Annotated in this window: 15 protein-coding genes; 9 read left to right on the top strand and 6 right to left on the bottom strand. The window is 61.0% G+C overall.

What is annotated here, in order from left to right; translation table 11 throughout:
* The first annotated feature begins 15 nt into the window (after positions 1 to 15).
* A complete protein-coding gene (locus WGT02_RS17270) occupies positions 16 to 1,023 on the top strand; it encodes an acyltransferase (protein WP_208249819.1) in 1,008 nt (335 codons plus the stop codon).
* On the opposite strand, the gene WGT02_RS17265 is transcribed toward WGT02_RS17270, so the two are convergent.
* Together WGT02_RS17265 and WGT02_RS17260 are read right to left on the bottom strand one after the other, a co-directional pair.
* Positions 1,018 to 4,212 (bottom strand): efflux RND transporter permease subunit, encoded by a 3,195-nt coding sequence (locus WGT02_RS17265; protein ID WP_024317319.1) that lies wholly within the window; start codon positions 4,210 to 4,212, stop codon positions 1,018 to 1,020. The genes WGT02_RS17270 and WGT02_RS17265 overlap by 6 nt on opposite strands.
* Positions 4,209 to 5,384: an efflux RND transporter periplasmic adaptor subunit gene (locus WGT02_RS17260; RefSeq protein WP_024317318.1), complete on the bottom strand. Its 1,176-nt coding sequence runs from the start codon at positions 5,382 to 5,384 to the stop codon at positions 4,209 to 4,211. Before WGT02_RS17260 ends, WGT02_RS17265 begins: the two co-directional genes overlap by 4 nt.
* Between WGT02_RS17260 and WGT02_RS17255 the strand changes: the two genes are divergently transcribed.
* From WGT02_RS17255 to WGT02_RS17240, 4 genes are read left to right on the top strand one after another with little or no spacing between them, the layout of a single operon-like run.
* A complete protein-coding gene (locus WGT02_RS17255; RefSeq protein WP_208249820.1) occupies positions 5,383 to 5,748 on the top strand; it encodes a hypothetical protein in 366 nt (121 codons plus the stop codon). The genes WGT02_RS17260 and WGT02_RS17255 overlap by 2 nt on opposite strands.
* A gap of 51 nt (positions 5,749 to 5,799) precedes the next feature.
* A complete protein-coding gene (locus WGT02_RS17250) occupies positions 5,800 to 6,264 on the top strand; it encodes a MarR family winged helix-turn-helix transcriptional regulator (RefSeq protein ID WP_024317317.1) in 465 nt (154 codons plus the stop codon).
* Positions 6,257 to 7,483, top strand: a complete 1,227-nt coding sequence (locus tag WGT02_RS17245; RefSeq protein ID WP_208249821.1) for an HlyD family secretion protein — start codon at positions 6,257 to 6,259, stop codon at positions 7,481 to 7,483. The genes WGT02_RS17250 and WGT02_RS17245 overlap by 8 nt, the downstream gene beginning before the upstream one ends.
* Complete coding sequence (locus WGT02_RS17240; RefSeq protein WP_208249822.1) at positions 7,476 to 9,017, top strand: DHA2 family efflux MFS transporter permease subunit; 1,542 nt, start codon at positions 7,476 to 7,478, stop codon at positions 9,015 to 9,017. Before WGT02_RS17245 ends, WGT02_RS17240 begins: the two co-directional genes overlap by 8 nt.
* Positions 9,018 to 9,020: 3 nt before the next feature.
* Here the strand turns inward: WGT02_RS17240 and WGT02_RS17235 are convergent, their stop codons facing one another.
* The 3 genes from WGT02_RS17235 to WGT02_RS17225 are packed head-to-tail and all read right to left on the bottom strand — an operon-like array spanning position 9,021 to position 10,903.
* Positions 9,021 to 9,611: a DNA-3-methyladenine glycosylase gene (locus WGT02_RS17235; protein WP_208249823.1), complete on the bottom strand. Its 591-nt coding sequence runs from the start codon at positions 9,609 to 9,611 to the stop codon at positions 9,021 to 9,023.
* A gap of 33 nt (positions 9,612 to 9,644) precedes the next feature.
* Positions 9,645 to 9,965 (bottom strand): hypothetical protein, encoded by a 321-nt coding sequence (locus WGT02_RS17230; RefSeq protein WP_024317313.1) that lies wholly within the window; start codon positions 9,963 to 9,965, stop codon positions 9,645 to 9,647.
* Between the two features lie 47 nt (positions 9,966 to 10,012).
* Positions 10,013 to 10,903, bottom strand: coding sequence for a LysR family transcriptional regulator (locus tag WGT02_RS17225; protein WP_208249826.1), 891 nt, complete (start codon positions 10,901 to 10,903; stop codon positions 10,013 to 10,015).
* A 122-nt stretch (positions 10,904 to 11,025) separates the two neighbouring features.
* On the opposite strand from WGT02_RS17225, the gene WGT02_RS17220 reads away from it, so the two are divergent.
* Positions 11,026 to 11,766, top strand: a complete 741-nt coding sequence (locus tag WGT02_RS17220) for an SDR family oxidoreductase (RefSeq protein WP_024317311.1) — start codon at positions 11,026 to 11,028, stop codon at positions 11,764 to 11,766.
* 86 nt (positions 11,767 to 11,852) lie between these two features.
* Positions 11,853 to 12,752 (top strand): SDR family oxidoreductase, encoded by a 900-nt coding sequence (locus WGT02_RS17215; RefSeq protein WP_208249828.1) that lies wholly within the window; start codon positions 11,853 to 11,855, stop codon positions 12,750 to 12,752.
* Positions 12,753 to 12,992: 240 nt separating this feature from the next.
* On the opposite strand, the gene WGT02_RS17210 is transcribed toward WGT02_RS17215, so the two are convergent.
* A complete protein-coding gene (locus WGT02_RS17210) occupies positions 12,993 to 13,904 on the bottom strand; it encodes a LysR family transcriptional regulator (protein WP_024317309.1) in 912 nt (303 codons plus the stop codon).
* 169 nt (positions 13,905 to 14,073) lie between these two features.
* On the opposite strand from WGT02_RS17210, the gene WGT02_RS17205 reads away from it, so the two are divergent.
* Positions 14,074 to 14,895, top strand: a complete 822-nt coding sequence (locus tag WGT02_RS17205; protein WP_024317308.1) for an alpha/beta hydrolase fold domain-containing protein — start codon at positions 14,074 to 14,076, stop codon at positions 14,893 to 14,895.
* 39 nt (positions 14,896 to 14,934) lie between these two features.
* A complete protein-coding gene (locus tag WGT02_RS17200) occupies positions 14,935 to 16,125 on the top strand; it encodes an efflux RND transporter periplasmic adaptor subunit (protein WP_024317307.1) in 1,191 nt (396 codons plus the stop codon).
* The last annotated feature ends 51 nt before the right edge of the window (positions 16,126 to 16,176 follow it).

Below are 16,176 nucleotides of genomic sequence, written 5' to 3'. Positions count from 1 at the left end.
TTCCGAGGAATCCGGATGAAGACACTTTACGGCATCCAATATCTGCGCGCCTTTGCGGCACTTGCCGTCGTGGTCTTCCATGCGGCGGAAAAGTCCGGTGAGCATTTCGCCATTGGCGCCGCCGGCGTCGACGTCTTCTTCGTCATCAGCGGCTTCATCATGTGGGTCATCAGCGATCGCCGACCGATGACGCCGCAGGGTTTCCTGCTTGATCGCTTTCGTCGCATCGCGCCGTCCTACTGGCTGGTGACGAGCGCGATGATCGCCGGCGCGGTGATCGGCCTCTTCCCGAACCTGAAGCTCACTGGCGCCCATATCATTGCCTCACTCTTCTTCATTCCTGCCCAGTCGCCGAGCACCGGTGATATCTGGCCGGTCCTCGTTCAGGGCTGGACGCTGAATTTCGAGATGTTCTTTTACGTGCTGTTTGCCGGGGCGCTCTTCCTGCCGCGTCGCTGGCGGTTGGCCTATCTGACGGTGATTTTCGGTGGCTTTTTCCTGATCGGCCTTCTCTTCGAGCCCACATCGCCGGTGCTGAGCACCTATACGCGGCCGATCATTCTGGAATTCCTCGGGGGGGTCTTCCTGGCGGAATTGTGGATCCGACGCTGGATTGCGGGCACCAGTCTGGGGCTTGCTTGTGTCGGCGCATCGCTCTCCGGATTTGCCACCATCTTCCTGATCGGTGCCGATTTCGATGAAGCAATCTGCGGGCCGCTCGCCATGGCCCTGGTTTACGGCATGGTGTCCCTCGAGGCGGGTGGCAGCATAGGCCGCGTACCGCTTCTCACCTATCTCGGTGATGCTTCCTATTCGATCTACCTCTGGCACACGCTGGCGATCTCCGTGATCGTCAAGGCTGCAGGCGCAGTCGGGATGTCGGCAACGCCGACGATCGTAATCGCCGTCATAGGAGGCACGATCCTCGGAGCCGCAGCCTACGAGCTTGTCGAGAAGCCGCTCCGCAAGATCCTGTCGTCAGACCTGCTCAAACAGAACGCGGTCGAGCGGCGCCCTTCATGAAGAGGTTTCGGTGGCAGTCTCCTCGGAGGGCGGCGCGGTCTCGGTCTGCGCAACTGGTTTTCGCCGGCGCGCGCGCAGCACGACGTAGAAGACGGGTGTCAGGAACAGGCCGAAAATCGTTACGCCAAGCATCCCTGAGAAAACGGCCGTTCCGAGCGATTGACGCATTTCGGCGCCGGGGCCGGTGGCGATCATCAGCGGCACGACGCCGAAGATGAACGCGAAGGCGGTCATCAGGATTGGCCGCAGACGGAGGTGACTGGCCTCGATCGCGGCCTCGACGGCCGATTTGCCTTCGTCCTGCGCCTGTCTCGCGAACTCCACGATCAGGATGGCGTTCTTGGCTGCCAGACCGATCAGCACGATCAGCCCGATCTGCGTCAGGATGTTGTTGTCCATCCCGCGCAGGTGAACGCCGATCAAGGCAGCCAGGATCGCAAGGGGAACGATCAGGATGATGGCAAGCGGCAGGACCCAGCTTTCATACTGCGCCGACAGTGCCAGGAAGACGAAGACGACAGACAGGGCGAAGATATAGATCGCCGTGTTGCCGGTGTTCCGTTCCTGAAAGGCGATTTCGGTCCACTCGAAGGTTGTTCCTGCTGGCAGTAGCTGCTTGGCAAGGCCCTCCATCTTGTCCAATGCAGTGCCCGTCGAAACGCCGGGGGCGGCATTGCCCTGCACGGGTACGGACACGTACATATTATAGTGCTGGACGAGCGACGGGCCGCTGGTATCGCGGATATCGACCAGCGTGCCAAGCGGGACGAGTGCGCCGGTGGCGGATCTTACCTTCAGGGCGAGGATGTCGTCCCGCTCGACGCGATATTGTTGGTCGGCCTGGGCCCGCACCTGGTAGACACGCCCGAAAGCATTGAAATCGTTGACATAGGATGTGCCGAGATTGATCGACAGCGTATCAAAAATGTTGGAGATCGGTACGTTTAGCGTACGCGCCTTGTCGCGGTCGATTTCGAGGAAGTACTGCGGGCTGTTGGCGGAGAACGTCGTAAAGACACCCGTCAGGCCCTCTGTCTGGTTGGCCATGCCCATCAGCTGATAGGCGACGCCAAGAATGCGACGCATGTCGGAGCTTTCGCGATCCATAAGCTGCATCTTAAAGCCGCCCGCATTGCCGATACCGGAAATCGGCGGCGGCGGGATAGCGATGATGAAGGCCTCCTGGATTGCCTGTAGGCTCCCGTAGAGTTGTCCAATGATCGTAGACGCCGTCTGCCCGTGCTCCAGGCGGTTTTCGAAGGTGTCGAAGGCGGCGAAGACGACGCCGGAGTTGGAGGCATTGGTGAATGTCGCGCCGCTGAAGCCCGAGAAGGCTACGGCATTCTTCACGCCTGGTGTGTTGCGGATAATTTCCGAAGCGCGTTCGACAACCGCGTCGGTGCGGGAAAGTGCTGCACCGTCCGGCAGTTGCACGACGACAATGGCGTAGCCCTGGTCCATCACTGGGACGAAGCCACCCGGAACGATCCGGCTCATATAGTATGTCGCGCCGAGCAGACCGACAAAGACGATGAGGGCGAGGAATCGTGCGGCAACCGTCTGCACCGTGTGACGGACGATCCATGAATAGCCCGCACTCAACCTGTCGAACCCTTTGTTAAATCCGTTCGCAAGCGCGCTTGCGAAACGCGCAATCGGATTGCGACGCTTCTCGTGCTCCTCGTGGGGCTTCAACACCAGCGCAGCAAGGGCCGGCGAGAGGGTCAGTGAGTTCAGCGCCGAGATTGCGGTGGCGACCGAGATCGTCACCGCGAACTGGCGATAGAACTGACCCGAGATGCCGGGGATGAAGGCGGTCGGCACAAAGACGGCGATCAGGACGAGCGAGATCGCAACGACTGCCGTGCCGACTTCGTTCATCGTCACATGCGCGGCCTCCCGCGGCGTCATTCCCTTTGCTAGGTTGCGCTCGACATTTTCGACCACGACGATCGCGTCGTCGACGACGATGCCGATGGCCAGCACCAGGCCGAACAGCGTCAGCATGTTGAGCGAGAAGCCGAAGGCGAGCAGAAAGGCAAAGGTGCCGATCAGCGAGACCGGGATGGCGACGATGGGGATGATTGCCGTTCGCCATGACTGTAGAAATATGAGAACCACGATGGCGACGAGCAGGGCGGCTTCAGCGATCGTCTTGTAGACCTCGTTGATCGACTCCGCGATGAATTCAGTCGGGTTGTAGACGATGTCGTAGCTGAGACCTTGCGGAAAATCCTGAGCGACAGTGTCCATCGTCCTCTTGATTTCGGCTGCGGCCGCGAGCGCATTGGTGCCGGGACGCGCGAAAATGCCGAGCGCCACGGCCGGCTTGCCGTTCAGATAGCTATTTGTGACGTAGTCTTTGGCGCCGAGTTCGATGCGGGCGATATCCTGCAGCTGGACGAGACGCCCTTCCGCGGTCGCCTTGACGATGACATAGCGGAATTGTCGTGCATCCGAGAAACGTCCCTGGGTCGTCACGGTATATTGAAAGGCGTTGGTGCCGGCAGCCGGCGGTCCGCCGATGGAGCCGCCGGAGACCTGCACGTTCTGTTCGCGCAGCGCATCGACGACGTCGCCGGAGGTCATGCCGTAGGCCGACAGTTTTTGCGGATCGAGCCAGATGCGCAGTGAATACTCGCGCTCGCCGAACAGGATGACGTCGCCAACGCCGTCAAGGCGAACAAGCGTGTCGCGGATGCGTGTGCGCGCGTAGTTGGAGACGTAAAGCTGATCGTAGCGAGAGTTCGGTGACAAAAGATGCACCACCATCATCAGGTCGGGCGAACTCTTTGCCGTCGTGATGCCGATGCGCCGCACCTCTTCGGGAAGGCGTGGTTCGGCGATGGCAACGCGGTTCTGGACAAGGACCTGCGCCTTGTCGAGGTCCGTGCCGAGCTTGAAGGTCACGGTCAGTGCCATCGAGCCGTCAGCAGTCGAATAGGAGGACATGTAAAGCATGTCCTCGACGCCATTGACCTCCTGCTCGACCGGTGTCGCGACGGTATTGGCAATCGTCTCGGCATCAGCGCCGGGATAGGAGGTGCGGATAACGATGGTCGGTGGCGCAATCTCGGGGTATTGCGCCACGGGCAACTGAAAATAGGCGATGCCGCCGACGATGAGCAGCACAATGGAGAGCACCGAGGCGAAGATCGGGCGGTCGACGAAGAAGTGCGCAAATCTCATCGGCTGAGCTCCAAGCCGGCGGCTTCTGGCGCAATTTCCTCGCGGCTTTGCGGAAGCTCCACCACTTGCGGCGTCACCTTGGAGCCTGGGCGTGCCCGCAGGAGGCCATTGATGACGATCGTCTCGTTGCCGTCCATGCCCTCACGGATCACGCGATAACCATAAAGGCGCGGGCCGGGGCGGACCGGCTTTGCCGTGACAGTCCCGTCATCTCCAACGACATAGACAACGCGTTGGTTCTGGTCCGAACCGATCGCCTCGTCGGGGACGAGGATCGCTTTGTAGACGTTCGACGCTTCAACAGAAACGCGACCGAATAGGCCCGGCTGGAGCACATAGTTCGGGTTGTCGAAGCGAGCGCGTATGCGCTTCGTGCCGGTCTCGCTGTCGATGCGGTTTTCAGCGAAGTCCAGCTTGCCCTTGAATGGCTTTTCGTTCGAATCCGTGATCCTTACCTGGACCTCGACGCCGCCGCCGCCCTCCTGCAGATCAACCCCGCGCTCGCGGGCAGTCTGCGCGAAGTTAAGAAGGCGGCGCTCGTCGACGTCGAAGTAGAAGTCGATTGGATCCACCGAAACGATGGTGGTCAGCACCGATTGGTCGGCCTGGACCAAGTTGCCGACGGAGATCAGCCGGCGGTCGATGCGCCCGCCGATCGGGGCGGTGATCTTCGTATATTCGAGGTCGAGTGCCGCGCGATCAGCCGTCGCTTGCGCGCCGCGGACGTTCGCCTGTGCCGAAACCCATTCGCGCCGGCGGTCGTCAAGGATCGATATCGACTGGCTGCCGCTCGTCGCCAGGCTCTCGGCCCGCTTGAACTGAGCCTCGGCGTAGACGAGCGTGGACTTGGCCACCTCCAGTGCCGCGTTCGCTTCGTTCAGCGCGGTGTTGAACGGCCTCTGGTCAATGACGAAAAGCAGATCGCCCTGCTTGACGAGTGCGCCGTCGGTGAAATGCACTTCCTGCAGGTAGCCCCCGACACGCGAGCGCACTGATACCTGATCGACCGGTTCGAAGCGGCCAATGAACTCGTCATTGTCGACGACATCGCGCACGACAGGTTTGGCGACGGAAACGGGAGGGGGGGAGGCTGGCTGCTGCGCCATCGCCGCGTTGAACGGCAGGAGAGCCAAGGTGCCAATAGTCAGCAGACGTCGAAGGGAGGAAGGCATGGCGGTTTCCTTATCCGGACGGCCGCAAGCGCCGCCGTCGCTTATGCTGATCGAATGCGATTCATGTCTTGATGTCGCTAAACAAGGGCGCTGGCCCTCATTCACCTATGCCATTGCAAATTTACGATCGCGGCGGTCGGCCGCGCAGGCGTGCTTGTCATCGAGAAAACCGGCCGACCGAGACCACTGCATTTCCGATAACCCTCTGGATTTCTACTTTAAACGGCTGCCGATCGAAATTGCAAATGCCAACCGGTTGCAATTTCCAAAACCCTCCGAAATCTCTGCGCGTATTCCAGTGCGGCATTTTGGCCGCAGCTGCGGAATCTGGGAGGGAGCCTATTGTGCATCTGCAAACGCTTAATATATCTAGGCATATTATAAGTGTGCTTATCAATTATCGGTGCTGTCTGTCATGAGTGGCAATCCTACTCTCGGCTTCCTGTTGCACGACGTTGCACGGCTGCTTCGCAAGCGGTTCGAGCAGCGCGCGCGTTGCCTTGGGCTCACGCGGTCGCAATGGCAGACGCTTGCGTACCTCCGTAGCAACGAGGGAATCCACCAGGGCGGGCTTGCCGAGATCCTGGAAATCGAGCCGATGACACTTGTCCGCATTGTTGACAAACTCGCCGACCGCGCGCTCATCGAGCGCCGTCAGCATCCGACCGATCGCCGCATCTGGCTTCTCTATCTGCGCGAGGAAGCACATCCACTGCTCGCTGAGATGCGCGAACTCGGTGAGCTGACACGCAGCGAAGCATTCCAGAGTATCCCTCCCGAGCAGCGGGACCAGCTGTTCGACATCCTATCCGCAATGAAGACGAACCTAGTGCAGGCCTGCCGAACCCCGGTAGCCGAACATGAGACCAGACATGGCTGAGAAGTCCTCCCTGCGCGTCGTTGCCGACGCAAATGCCAAAAACCCAGTTGAAGAAAATGACACTTCCCCTCGCGAGGAAACAGTAGCTGAGGCGCCTTCATCCAATTCAGCGCCCGCTACTGCGGTGGCTGCGCCCGGCGGCACTCAGGTCCGCCGCCGGCGCAGCCTCACGCGGCCCGTTCTGTTCGCTTTGCTGCCGGTCGCGCTCGTCATCGGTGGCTATTACTACGTCAACGGCGGTCAGATCATGTCGACCGACAATGCCTATGTCCAGGCTGACATGGTGGGCCTGACGACCGACGTTTCCGGTATCGTCGACCAGATCAACGTGCACGAGAACGAGGCCGTCGCGAGGGGCCAGGCGCTCTTCAGCTTGCGCCAGGATTCTTTCAGGATCGCACTCGACGGTGCGCAGGCGCAGCTTGGCGCCGTGCGCAACCAGATCCTCAATCTGAAGGCCAGCTATCAGCAGTCGCTTGCCGAGATCACACAGGCCGAAGCCGATATTCCGTATTACCAGACGGAGTTCGACCGCCAGCAGAACCTCCTGAACAGCTCGGCTGCGACACGTGTTGCCTATGACCAGGCCAAGCACAATCTCGACGCCGGCCATCAGAAGGTTGCCGTTGCCAAGGCCGAAGCGGCAGCGACGCTGGCGCAGCTCGGCGGCAATGCCGACCAGCCGGTAGAACACAATCCGCTCTATCTCGAAGCCAAGGCGAAGGTGGACGATGCGCGGCGCGAACTTGACCACAGCGTGGTCAAGGCGCCGTTCGACGGCATCGTGACAAACGTCAACGCGCTGCAGCCGGGCTCCTACCTGCAGGCGTCCACGCAGGCCTTCTCGCTGGTTTCGGCAAGCAACCTCTGGATCGCCGCGAGCCCGAAGGAAACGGAACTGACCTATGTCAAGCCCGGTCAGCCGGTGACGATCTATGTCGACACCTACCCGGGCGTGGAGTGGAAGGGCAAGGTCGAGAGCATCAGCCCGGCCTCCGGTTCGAGCTTCTCGCTGTTGCCGGCGCAGAACACGACTGGCAACTGGGTCAAGGTCGTGCAGCGCATTCCGATGCGGGTCAGTATCGATGACACCGCCGGCAAGCCGCCGCTTCGCGTCGGCATGAGCACGGTCGTCGACGTCGATACGGGTCGTACCCGCGGTCTTCCGGATTTCGTTTCCAAGCTTTTGGGCCGCTCCGGCGGCAAGGACCATGAGTAACGCTGCATCATCGCCGGCCACCCCGGTAGCCAATCGCGCCGCGATCACGGCTTGCGTCATCCTGGCCGTGATCATGCAGGCGCTGGACACGACGATCGCCAACGTCGCGCTGCCCTATATTCAGGGCAGCGTCTCGGCGAGCGCTGACCAGATCAACTGGGTTCTGACCTCCTATATCGTGGCGGCTGCGATCATGACGCCGCCGTCCGGCTTTCTGGCCGCGAAGTTCGGGCGCAAGCGGGTGCTGCTGGCGGCGATCGCGGGATTTGTCGTTGCCTCGGTCTTGTGTGGCTTGGCTCAAAGCCTTCCTCAGATTGTTGCCTTCCGACTTCTCCAGGGCCTCTTCGGCGCGTCTTTGGTTCCACTCTCTCAGGGCATCCTCCTCGACATCTATAGTGTCGAGGAGCGCGGCTCGGCCATGGCCTTATTTGGCGTCTCGGTCATGGTCGGGCCGGTCCTCGGACCTGTGATCGGCGGCTGGCTGACCGATAACATCAGCTGGCGCTGGGTGTTCTACATCAACGTGCCGATTGGCGCGCTGGCGTTTGCCGGTATCGTGATCTACGTCACCGAGACGAAGCTGGATGTGCTGGCGAAGCTCGACTGGTTTGGGTTCGGAATGATGAGTCTCGGCATTGCATCGCTGCAGCTGTTCCTCGACCGCGGCGAACAGCTGAACTGGTTCGCATCCGGCGAGGTCATGATCGAGGCGATCGTCTGCGCCGCGGCCTTCTACCTGTTGATCGTGCATACGCTGACGGCTGAGAAATCGTTCGTGAATCCGAAGCTGTTTCTGGACCGAAATTTCAGCGTCAGCATGCTCTTTATCTTCGTGATCGGCATCACCTATCTCGCCTCGCTGGCACTGATGACGCCTTATCTGCAGACACTGATGGGCTACCCCGTCATGACCGCCGGCATCGTCATGGGACCGCGTGGCCTCGGCACCATGCTGTGCATGTTCATCGTCGGCAGGCTGATCGGCAAGGTCGATACGCGCGTGCTGCTGGTGCTCGGTCTCGGGCTGACGGCCTGGGCGATGTACGCCATGACTGGCTGGACGCCCGATGTCTCGCAGTGGACGATCATTTCCGTCGGCTTCGTTCAGGGCGCCGGCCTTGGCTTCCTGTTCGTGCCGCTGACGACGATCGCCTTCTCGACCTTGCCGGCGCACATGCGCGGTGACGGAACCGGTCTCTACAACCTGTCGCGAAACATTGGTTCGAGTGTTGGCATCTCGATCGTATCGGCGCTCCTTGTCGAAAACGCCCAGGTAAATCACGAGACCATTGCCGCCTATGTCACACCGTTCAACCGGGCCTTCGAGGCGGCGGCGGCGCAGGGGCTGAGCCCGCTGACGGCGGCCGGTCGGGCATCGCTCAATGAACTGATCACGCTGCAATCGACTGTCATCGCCTATATCGACGATTTCAAGCTGCTGATGCTGATGTCGCTTGCGGTCATTCCGCTCGTGCTGCTGTTGCGCAAACCGAAAGTCGCTCCGGCGATGGACCACAGCGCCGTGATGGAGTGATGTTCAGCGGAACGTCCTGCTGAGATAGCGAGACCCGGAGATGCCGAAGCGCCAAGGTGCTTCGGCATTTTTCGTTATGCCGATCCGTTTGCCGGCGACAATTTCGATAGGAGCTGAGGGTGTGATCGAGAACGGCGGGCGGTCGAGAAGTCTGTCGTTCACCGAGAGGTCGATGCCGAGCGCCTGGCAGAGCTTGCCGGGGCCGCTGCAAAGTTGCGTGAGCACGTCGCTGCCGCGGCGCTCCGTCATGGTCGTGATGCCGGCTTCCGGCTCGATTGCGCGGATCAGCACGGCCGAGCCCGGCGTGCAGACAAAGTTAAGGCACCAATACATGCCGTAGATGCGATAGATGTAGACATTGCCCGGTCGACCGAACATGGCGCCATTTCGTTGCGTCGGGCCGCGAAAGCTGTGCGAGGCTTCGTCGTCGGGAAAGTAGGCTTCCGTCTCCGCTATGCGACCGCCGACATCGCCAACATGCAGATGGCAACCGAGCAGATCGCGGGCAACGGCAATCGCATCGCGCTCGAAAAAACGCTGAAGCTCCTGGCCGGCGAGGGGAGCGGCGCCGATCGCACCAGCGGCATACGTCATCTGTTTCGGGCTCCGGCGGCTTGCTTCAAGGTACTAATGACCGGCTTTCGGGTCGTGGCCCGAGATGGAGGAACCCGTTACCGATACGGGGTCGCTTGCCGGAAAGGTATCCTCGAGACCTTCTTCCAACTCTTCTTCGAGCAGGGCTGCATCCTTGCCGCGCGCGCCATCAGCCTGCGAACTCTGCAACGTTGTCGCAAGCAATGCCCGCGCGCGCGTGATCGCATTGTCGTTCGTCAGCCCCGGGGAGGCAGCGGCGTAGAGCGTGACCGATATGCTGTTGCCCGACTGCTGCGTGAAGATGACAACGAAACTGCCTTCCTTCGGATGCACGGTGACGTCTGTGATGGCCATGGAAGATCTCCCGGTTCTGACAGTTGACCCAAGTGAAACGCTTTTCGCTAGGATTGTCGAGCAAAGACCTTCACCAGCCAGTCGATGAAAACGCGAACGCGGGGCGAGAGCTGTCGGTTTCGCGGATAGAGCAGGCAGACCGGCGTTGGCGTCAGCTTGAAATCCGGCAGGACATGAACGAGTGTGCCGGCCGCGAGGTCCCTTTCGGCGTGATAGCGCGGCACCTGTATTAGGCCGAGGCCGAGCCTCGCCGCCGACATGAAGCTCTCCGCGGCATTGACGGTTACCGCCGCGGGCAAGGTGATGTTGCGGATGCTGCCGCCGACGATGAATTCCAGTGGTAGAACGCCGCCCGTCGCAGTCGAGCGGAAACCGACCATGCGGTGGCCATCGAGCCTGTCGGGATGCTCGGGCAGGCCATGCTTTTCGATATAGACGGGAGCGGCAAGGGTAACCTCCTCCAGCATGGCGACGCGACGTGCCACCATGTCGCTGTCATCAGGCGTGCCGACCCGCAACACGCAGTCGATGCCCTCGCGCACGAGGTCGACCAGACGGTCGCCCTCACTCATGTAGAACTCGATATCCGGATACATCTCCAGAAAAGACGGCAGGCTCGGCAGCACGAAATGCCGGGCAAGCGTGCCATGCACGTCCACGCGCAGCATGCCCTTCGGCTTGGCGCCGGCGAAGGCGCCCTCCGCGTCCTCGATATCCGCGAGGATGGAGATACAGCGCTGATAATAGGCTTCGCCGTCTAGCGTCGGGCTGACATGGCGCGTGGTCCTCTGCAGCAGACGCACGCCGAGGCGTGCTTCCAGCTGCTTGACGGCATCGGTCACCGTGGAGCGCGGCAGGCCGGTGTCTTCGGCGGCGAGCGTGAAGCTGCGGCGCTCCACGACGCGGGAAAACACCCGCATGGCATCGAATCTGTCCATCTTTTTTGTTCGGATTATTCGGATAGTGATGCCGAATAATGGCTGATTATCCGCAATGTGAAAAGAGGCATCTTCTCCGCATCGAAAACGCGCTGAGGCACGATGAAAGAAGGAGAAAGGCAATGAGCAGCAACGAGAACAAGGTCGCACTGGTCACGGGCGCTTCGAGAGGTATCGGCGCCGCGATCGCGGAACGGCTGGCCAAGGACGGTTTCACCGTCGTTATCAACTACTCCGGAAACGCCGCGCTCGCCGAAGAGCTTGTGCAGAAGATCGAACGGGGTGGTGGCAAGGCACTGACCGCGCAAGCTGACGTCAGCAACCCCGAAGCCGTCCGCCGGATGTTCGATGCAGCGGAAGCAGCCTTCGGCGGCATCGACGTGCTGGTCAACAATGCCGGTATCATGCAGCTTTCCTCGATTGCCGATGCTGACGACGCCAACTTCGATCGTCAGGTGAGCGTCAATCTGAAGGGCACGTTCAACACCTTGCGCGAAGCCGGAAGGCGCCTGCGCAATGGCGGCCGTATCGTCAACTTCTCGACGAGCGTCGTGGGTCTGAAGCTCGAAAACTATGGCGTCTACGCAGCGACTAAGGCAGCCGTCGAAACGCTGACGGCCATCATGTCGAAAGAACTGCGCGGCCGCAACATCACCGTCAACGCCGTGGCTCCGGGTCCGACCGCCACCGACCTCTTCCTCGACGGGAAATCGGATGAGCTGATCGCCCGGTTGGCCAAGATGAACCCGCTAGAGCGTCTGGGAACACCGGAGGATATCGCCGCCTCGGTCTCCTTTCTCGCTGGTTCAGACGGTTCCTGGATCAACGGCCAGGTGCTGCGCGCCAACGGCGGCATGGTCTGATCGTCGACTTCGGCGGGTTTGTCCTGCCGCCACTTTCCGAACGCCAGCATTCAACAGCAACCCTCGAATATCCAAGGAACAGGAAAATGGATAAGCAGGTCATCGTCATCACCGGAGCATCCAGCGGCTTTGGCGCTCTCACCGCCCGCACCCTCGCCGCAGAAGGGCATGTCGTCTACGCCGGGATCCGCGACACGGCCGGCCGCAACGCGAAAGCCGTTGCCGATATCGCGGCCTTCTCGCGGGAGAACAATGTCGATTTGCGTTCGGTCGAACTTGATGTGGTCTCCAACGCGTCCGTCGAAGCCGGGATCGCCAAGGTCATCGCGGAGGTGGGCCAGCTCGACGTCGTCATCCATAATGCCGGCCATATGTCGTTTGGCCCGGCCGAGGCTTTCACGCCGGAGCAATATGCAGAGTTGTTCGACGTCAACGTACTATCGACGCAGCGGGTGAACCGTGCTGCGCTTCCCCATATGCGCAAGCGCGGCAAGGGACTGGTCGTCTGGGTTTCCTCCTCCAGCACACGCGGCGGCACGCCTCCCTATCTTGCGCCCTACTTCGCTGCCAAAGCCGCGATGGACTCGGTTGCCGTCTCCTATGCGTCGGAGCTTGCCCGGTGGGGCATCGAAACCGCGATCATCGTGCCAGGCGCCTTTACCAGGGGCACGAAACACTTCGCGCACTCTGGTTCGCCGGCCGACGCGGCGCGGGCAGCGGAATACAATGACGGCCCCTACAGGGGCGTGCCGGAGCAGGCGCTGCAGGGGCTTGCCGCGCTCGAACCCGCCGATGCCGATGCAGGCTCGGTCGCAACGTCGATCGCGCAGGTCGTCGCCATGCCCTTTGGCAAGCGTCCGTTCCGCACCCATGTCGACCCGTCTGAGGACGGTGCCGAGGTCGTCAATGGCGTTGCCGACCGGGTTCGTGCCGAAATGTTCCGGCGAATCGGTCTGGAAGATCTCCTCAAGCCAGTCATTCGCTGAATGCCGGTGTCCGCCATTGTTCCATTTTTGCGAACTTGCTGTGCACGAATCAGCTCTTAACAAATGGGCAAGGGCAGGCTTATGATGCTCGGACGAAAGGCGACTGGAAGACCTCCAACTCCGGGCGCCAACCTCAGATACCGGCCGAGCCATTTCCCTGGTGGCGCGGCAGGGTCTGAACGGAATTCGATGACAGACAGTTGCGGCCCGTCAAGGAACTCCTCCCGGGCCGCAATTGCGTCAGGCGTCATTAAGTTTGGCGTCCGAGAGCAATTTCACCAGCCAGTCGACGAAGACGCGGACCTTGTTGCTGAGGTGCCGGTTTGGCGGATAGACGATGTAGAGCGGCAACGGCTCGCGGCTCCATTCCGGCAGAATCTCCACGAGGTCGCCTTTCGCCAATGCGTCGCGGATCATGAAGCGCGGCAGCTGTGCAATGCCGAGACCGTTCAATGCCGCATTGACGAACGTTCGGCTGTCGTTGACCGACAGCAGGTAACGCGGATTGATCTCCAAATCTTCATTGTCCTTGCGGAATTCGAATGGGAGTGTCCGGTTGGTCTGGGCACGGAAGTAACTCACTGAATAATGGTCGTTTTCCAGCTCCTCGGGGCGGGTTGGAATGCCGAATTTTTCGATGTAGAGCGGTGCTGCGCAGGTGAGCATTTCGACTTCTGAGACGCGCCTTGCGATCAGTGACTGGTCGGCGGGCGTTCCGCCGCGAAGCGCGCAGTCGACGTTCTCGGCGAGGTAGTCGACGGTGCGGTCGCCCACGCCGAGGTCTACGCGGATATCCGGGTATTTCTGGTAGAAGTCGCAGAGCGCGGGCACGACGATCCAGTCGGCAAAAGCGCCTGCCATCTCAACGCGCAAACGTCCGGTCGGCAGTCCCTGCGAATTCGACAGGCTGCCGTCCAGTTCCTCGAGTTCGGAGACGATCTGGGCCGCTCGTTCATAGTAGAGCGCGCCGTCGGTCGTCACCATGACCCTGCGCGTGGTGCGGTTGAGAAGCTTGGTGTGCAGATGCGCCTCAAGCCCCTGGATGAGATTGGTCACCGTCGCCTTGGGCATGGCGAGCGTGTCGGCGGCCCGTGTGAAATTGCCCGTCTCTACGACGCGGATGAAAGCGCGCATTGCCGAGAGCTGGTCCATCGGAAATCACCTAAGCAGGTTGCACTGCGGTATTGTTCGAAATTCGGAACAGTGTAATCGTACTATCGCTTCTTATTCCGACAGTGGAATAACAATATCTTTTCCTCAGAAATTGCAAGCCATCTTGGCGCGCAATACGTTATGTGTGGGTCAAACGCGAGCCGGAACGATGGCGGTGCAGGTGAAAGACATAGTGATGGAGAAGGTGGCCATCGGCCCCGTTTCCGCACGCGTCTATCAGGGCGCCGAGTTCGGCAAGGGTTCGCCGATCATACTGTTTTTTCATGGCGGCGCCTTTCTGCAGTCGGGCATCAAGGACAGCGTGGTTGCGCAGAGCTTGGCGAAAGCCGGCGCAATCGTCGCAGTGCCGGACTACAATGCGCCGCTCGGCAATGTCTTTCCGAAGCCGCTCGAAGTCGGCTATTCGATCTTCTCTTATCTCGCCAACAAGCGCGCGTCGGGTCTCGGCGATCGCAATTCTCTGCTTATCGTGGCTGGCGAAGAGGCGGGTGGCAACATTGCTGCCGGTGTCGCTTTCAAGGCACGTGACCATTATGCCGATGCACTCGATGGTCAGGTTCTGATTTCGCCGCTCCTTGACCCATTCATGGGAACGTCGTCCATCCGCAAAGCTGACGGCATCGGTATGCGCCAGCGCTGGACCGAAGGCTGGAGCCACTATCTCAGTGGCGGCGGCTGTCATCCCTATGCTGCACCGTGTTTGTGTTCCCGTATCGCAGGGGTCGCGCCGGCACTTGTTCTGACGGCAGAAGATGATCCCCTTCGTGACGAGACGCTCGGTTATGCGGATCGCCTGAAACAGGCTGGTGTTGCAGTTCGCCGAAATGTCCTCCCCGCCGGGACAGGTTGGCCATCCCTTTATGGCGGGAAGTCCGAACACACGTCGAATTGGCAACACACGATCACTGACCAGTTCGAGGGCTTTGTTCGCGATATTAGCAGCCAACCTATTGCATTGAAGACGAACTGATTGAATCCGGCCATTTCAAGGGCCGCAAGGAGAGTAACAATGACGTCCAGTAAGAAGCGCTGGGCCCTCGTGGGCGCCGGCTTGGGACTTGCTGCGTCCGTTTCGGCCGCAGCCATCTTTTTCGAACTGCCGATGAGCACGACCGCCACGGCCGCTTCCACACCCGCACAGGCTCCCGCTGTGCCGGTGACGGTTGCCCTCGTCGCCAGCCGTGACGTGACGACATGGCAGGAGTTTTCCGGCCGGCTTGAGGCCGTCGACCGCGTGCAGATCCGTTCGCGCGTGGCCGGAGCCATCCAAGCCGTGCACTTCCGCGAAGGCGCGCTGGTGAAGGCGGGCGATCTGCTTTTCACTATCGACCCCGAGCCCTATCAGGCGGCGGTTTCCCAGGCCGAGGGCCAGGTGGCATCTGCCGAGGCGAAGGTCAACCTCGCGCAGATCGAGCTGGAACGCGGCCGCAGGCTCTCAGACAACAAGACGATTTCGCAAAGCGATCTCGATCAGCGTCAGAATGCCTTCACTGAAGCGCAGGCCGGCCTGCGTACCGCCCAGGCGGCGCTTCGTTCGGCACAGCTCGAACTCGGCTACACCGCGGTCCATGCGCCGGTTGCCGGCCGTGTCGGCAAGATCGAGATCACCGTTGGTAACCTTGTTGCCGCTGGCTCCACATCTCCCGCTCTGACGACGCTCGTGTCGGTCGATCCGATCTACGCAAGCTTCAATGCCAGCGAAGAGATGGTCACCAAGGCGCTTGCCGAACTACCAGCCGATGATGGTGCCGTCCCCGCCGTCGAGCAGATCCCGGTCGAGGTCGGCACGCTGGCGGATCAGGGCACGCCGATCAAGGGCAAGCTGCAACTGATCGACAATCAGGTCGATGCGGCAAGCGGCACGATCGGCGTTCGCGCCGTCTTCGACAATCCCGGCGGCAAGCTGATCCCCGGCCAGTTCGTCCGGGTCCGCATGGGCGAGCCGAAGGCCGAGAACAAGATCCTGATCAGCGACCGCGCCATCGGCACGGACCAGGACAAGAAGTTCGTGTTCGTCGTCGATGCGGAGAACAAGGTGAGCTATCGGCCCGTCCAGCTCGGTGCGGCCGCGGAAGGCCAGCGTATCGTTGAAAGCGGCCTGACCGTCGGCGACAAGATCGTCGTCAATGGTCTGCAGCGTATCCGTCCGGGCGCAGTGGTTGCGCCGCAGGCGGAAGAGAAAGTCGCCACGGCTCAATAAGCCGAAGCATCCGGAGCGTCTCGGCGCCCCGCGGAAATTCCGAAAGACGCG

The organism is Rhizobium sp. T1470, assembly GCF_042140505.1.
In the GTDB taxonomy this organism is placed as follows: Bacteria; Pseudomonadota; Alphaproteobacteria; order Rhizobiales; family Rhizobiaceae; genus Rhizobium; species Rhizobium favelukesii.
This window is presented reverse-complemented; position numbering and strand designations above follow the sequence as displayed.

Bases quoted from the DNA above. Each gene is read 5' to 3' on its own strand.
- WGT02_RS17205 (WP_024317308.1), top strand. From the start codon at position 14,074: ATGGCGGTGCAGGTGAAAGACATAGTGATGGAGAAGGTGGCCATCGGC.
- WGT02_RS17210 (WP_024317309.1), bottom strand. From the start codon at position 13,904: ATGGACCAGCTCTCGGCAATGCGCGCTTTCATCCGCGTCGTAGAGACG.
- WGT02_RS17220 (WP_024317311.1), top strand. From the start codon at position 11,026: ATGAGCAGCAACGAGAACAAGGTCGCACTGGTCACGGGCGCTTCGAGA.
- WGT02_RS17250 (WP_024317317.1), top strand. From the start codon at position 5,800: ATGAGTGGCAATCCTACTCTCGGCTTCCTGTTGCACGACGTTGCACGG.
- WGT02_RS17215 (WP_208249828.1), top strand. From the start codon at position 11,853: ATGGATAAGCAGGTCATCGTCATCACCGGAGCATCCAGCGGCTTTGGC.
- WGT02_RS17200 (WP_024317307.1), top strand. From the start codon at position 14,935: ATGACGTCCAGTAAGAAGCGCTGGGCCCTCGTGGGCGCCGGCTTGGGA.
- WGT02_RS17260 (WP_024317318.1), bottom strand. From the start codon at position 5,384: ATGCCTTCCTCCCTTCGACGTCTGCTGACTATTGGCACCTTGGCTCTC.
- WGT02_RS17230 (WP_024317313.1), bottom strand. From the start codon at position 9,965: ATGGCCATCACAGACGTCACCGTGCATCCGAAGGAAGGCAGTTTCGTT.
- WGT02_RS17255 (WP_208249820.1), top strand. From the start codon at position 5,383: ATGGCGGTTTCCTTATCCGGACGGCCGCAAGCGCCGCCGTCGCTTATG.
- WGT02_RS17245 (WP_208249821.1), top strand. From the start codon at position 6,257: ATGGCTGAGAAGTCCTCCCTGCGCGTCGTTGCCGACGCAAATGCCAAA.
- WGT02_RS17265 (WP_024317319.1), bottom strand. From the start codon at position 4,212: ATGAGATTTGCGCACTTCTTCGTCGACCGCCCGATCTTCGCCTCGGTG.
- WGT02_RS17225 (WP_208249826.1), bottom strand. From the start codon at position 10,903: ATGGACAGATTCGATGCCATGCGGGTGTTTTCCCGCGTCGTGGAGCGC.
- WGT02_RS17270 (WP_208249819.1), top strand. From the start codon at position 16: ATGAAGACACTTTACGGCATCCAATATCTGCGCGCCTTTGCGGCACTT.
- WGT02_RS17235 (WP_208249823.1), bottom strand. From the start codon at position 9,611: ATGACGTATGCCGCTGGTGCGATCGGCGCCGCTCCCCTCGCCGGCCAG.
- WGT02_RS17240 (WP_208249822.1), top strand. From the start codon at position 7,476: ATGAGTAACGCTGCATCATCGCCGGCCACCCCGGTAGCCAATCGCGCC.